This is a genomic window from Leptolyngbya sp. FACHB-36 (genome assembly GCF_014695955.1).
In the GTDB taxonomy this organism is placed as follows: domain Bacteria; phylum Cyanobacteriota; class Cyanobacteriia; order Leptolyngbyales; family Leptolyngbyaceae; genus FACHB-36.
Genome location: NZ_JACJPG010000108.1, coordinates 1 through 2,750, shown reverse-complemented (window position 1 = coordinate 2,750; position 2,750 = coordinate 1). Strand labels below are relative to the sequence as shown.

The window sequence follows — 2,750 nt, the reverse complement described above, 5'->3', positions numbered from 1 at the left end:
AGCGTTGGGGTTAACGCCGTGACAGACAGCCGCGCCGTGCCGCAGTCACATTCGATGCCGAGATCGTGCTGTTCAACTGACTGAATCGCTTCGATGTGCGTCCAAGATTGAGCGATCGCGGGCAGATTTCCGAAGACTTGAGGCATAGGATCAGGGAGGCGAAAATACTTCCCCAGAGTGGCAGGAAGGGCGATCGGGCTCCACTACCTTTTGCAGTAGTTTTTCAGAACGCGCTGCGGAATGACGCTCTGGGTACTATGCTGATGTCAACGGTGGGCTAATCGCTGAGCATGTGAATCACTAAACGCTATATGTAGCGATATTTGCCGGAAATTATAAGGTTGTACGCTACAGATAGCGGTTGCATCTGTATAATTCGATGGAGTTCAATGGCAAAGGAGACAAGCAAGCTGATGCTGAAAAACGATCGCTGGATTATTGAGCAAGCGAAAACTGGCATGATCGAACCGTTCGAGCCGAAGCTGGTTCGTGCCGTTTCTCTAGATGGCAATGGGCTGACTCGTCCCGTGGTCAGCTACGGATTGTCCTCGTATGGCTACGACATCCGCTTGTCGCCCAATGAATTTCTGGTGTTTCGCCATATTCCGGGAACCGTGGTCAACCCGAAGCAGTTCAACCCGAACAATCTAGAACCCGTTCCGCTTCATTCAGACAAAGATGGAGATTTCTTCATTATTCCAGCGCACTCCTACGGCTTAGGAGTGGCGCTGGAACGATTGAAAGTGCCAGAAAACGTGACGGTTATTTGCATCGGCAAATCGACCTACGCCCGCGTTGGGCTGATTGCTAACCTGACTCCTGCTGAGGCGGGGTGGCGAGGGAATTTAACGCTGGAGTTTTCTAATTCCTCTAGCGCCGACTGCCGAATCTATGCGAACGAAGGAGTGGTGCAACTGCTGTTCCTAGAAGGCGCGCCCTGCGAAACTAGCTATGAAGCGCGGCGGGGTAAGTATCAGGACCAGCCGGAGCAGGTGACGCTGGCGCGGGTTTAGCGTTAACAGACTCTGAGCTGCCGTCCGCTCGATTGGCATGAAACACAGGTTCATACCAGAATTGTCGATAGACGAGTTCTAGCCTGCTGCCAACGCTGGCGAAGTAGTCCATCTGCTGACGTTGCAACCGCATGAAGACGCGCAGAATACAGAGGGCGAGAATGGCAACGATCATGCCGCCTGCTGTGGTAATCAGCGCTTCGGCAATTCCTGCGGCTGACTTAGACAAGTCCACACTCTGACTGGGGCTGGCATTGCCGATCGTCAAACTGCTGAAGGTCACAATCAATCCTGTAACGGTTCCTAACAGTCCCAGTAGCGGACCGACTGCAACCGTACTTTCCAGCAGGTCATTGCCCCGCCGCATCTCGATTAGCTCCTCTTCGCCAGCAGTTTCCATTGCCAGTCGAAACGTTTCGGGCGTTGGACTGATTAGCTGAAGCGGTGCCAGCAAGAAGCGCCCGATCGACGACGTCTGTGCCTGTTCGGCAATTTTGGCAGCGGCGTGCAAATCAGTCCGCGCTGCTGCCAACACATCCTGCACAATTTGTTTTTCTTGACTGAGTAGCTGATACCAGAACAATCCCCGCTCGAGCGCACACGCTAGTGTCCCGATCGACAGCGCCACGATCGGGATCATAATCGGACCACCTTTGGCAACCAGACTGTATAAATTAGACATAAGCGATCGCTCAAAGTACAACGAGTGAGAATTGGGTTATTAGCAATTAGCTGCTTTAAGCAAACAGAATTCAGTGTAGCATTCGGAAGTAAATTGCCCGGTTGCTTAACGTGATCGAACCTGAACTTTTGTATCAGTCAGATTTAGTCTCACACAGTGGCGATCCCGATGGGAATGGGCTAATTAGTTGAATCAATAATGGTAACGCTAGACGGTTTTCTATATGTCGTGAACAGCACAGTGATTCAGATTCAAGACCACGATCGCCGCAGACTAAACAATCCCGCAAGAAAATCCTGGAATAGATTTGATCGCGTTTGATGCCATTCCAGAGCCGTTTGACGAATGATTTCAGACAGAGCAAATGCGGGATGAATTTGGTCTGCGAGCGCTTGAACAGTTAGCTTCTGCTGCATCGCTAGGGCGATCGGGCTAATCAATTCGCTTGCATGTGGTGCAACGATGTGCGCTCCCACAATCCTGCCGCTACGACGCAAAATTAGCTTGCACAGTCCGGTTGTTTCTCCCTGGATCTGCGTTTTTGGAATTAGTTTTAACGGCTGTTTTAGAATGACCACATCGTTGCCGTATAGCTGTCGCGCGATCGCTTCGGAATGTCCAACTCGTGCCAGTTCTGGTTGAGAATACGTCACGATCGGGATAGAGCGAAGATCCGTGATAAACACAGGTAGAAATAAAGCATTTTTGACCGCGGTTTCAGCACAGTAGCGGACGACTTGTGGTGAGTCGGGAAGTGAGCTGAGGCAGGCGTAGATGCGAGGATTTGAGGTCTGAAGCTTGCAGTTGACGACGATGCCCCAGGGACTCGACTTCACCTGTGCGGCGGCTAGATTCAGCGGGGCAGGATCAGCAGGTGCCTCAGCGGCGATGATCTCATCGGCTTCGATCGCCCGATTGCCCGCCTGCACCCACTTTTCACCGCTAATCTGCCGCACTTGGGTCACGGCTGTTTGGGTCAAAATCTGCACACCTTCTGCCTCTAGCTGTGCCTGGATTAGATAGGCGGCCTGTGGGTCTTCGAGGTGCAGAATATG

At 52.1% G+C, this 2,750-nt stretch carries 3 protein-coding genes; 1 reads left to right on the top strand and 2 read right to left on the bottom strand.

What is annotated here, in order from left to right; genetic code table 11:
* Positions 1 to 413: 413 nt before the first annotated feature.
* The gene (gene dcd / locus H6F43_RS01485; protein WP_190340253.1) at positions 414 to 1,013 is read left to right on the top strand and encodes a dCTP deaminase; all 600 of its coding nucleotides are present in this window, start codon (positions 414 to 416) and stop codon (positions 1,011 to 1,013) included.
* On the opposite strand, the gene H6F43_RS01480 is transcribed toward dcd, so the two are convergent.
* Entirely contained in the window at positions 946 to 1,695 is a 750-nt protein-coding gene (locus H6F43_RS01480) for a MotA/TolQ/ExbB proton channel family protein (RefSeq protein WP_190340251.1), read from the bottom strand. The genes dcd and H6F43_RS01480 overlap by 68 nt on opposite strands.
* Positions 1,696 to 1,946: 251 nt before the next feature.
* Positions 1,947 to 2,750: FAD-dependent oxidoreductase (locus H6F43_RS01475; protein WP_190340250.1), on the bottom strand; the 804-nt coding region annotated here is incomplete at its 5' end.

Bases quoted from the DNA above. Each gene is read 5' to 3' on its own strand.
- dcd (WP_190340253.1), top strand. From the start codon at position 414: ATGCTGAAAAACGATCGCTGGATTATTGAGCAAGCGAAAACTGGCATG.
- H6F43_RS01480 (WP_190340251.1), bottom strand. From the start codon at position 1,695: ATGTCTAATTTATACAGTCTGGTTGCCAAAGGTGGTCCGATTATGATC.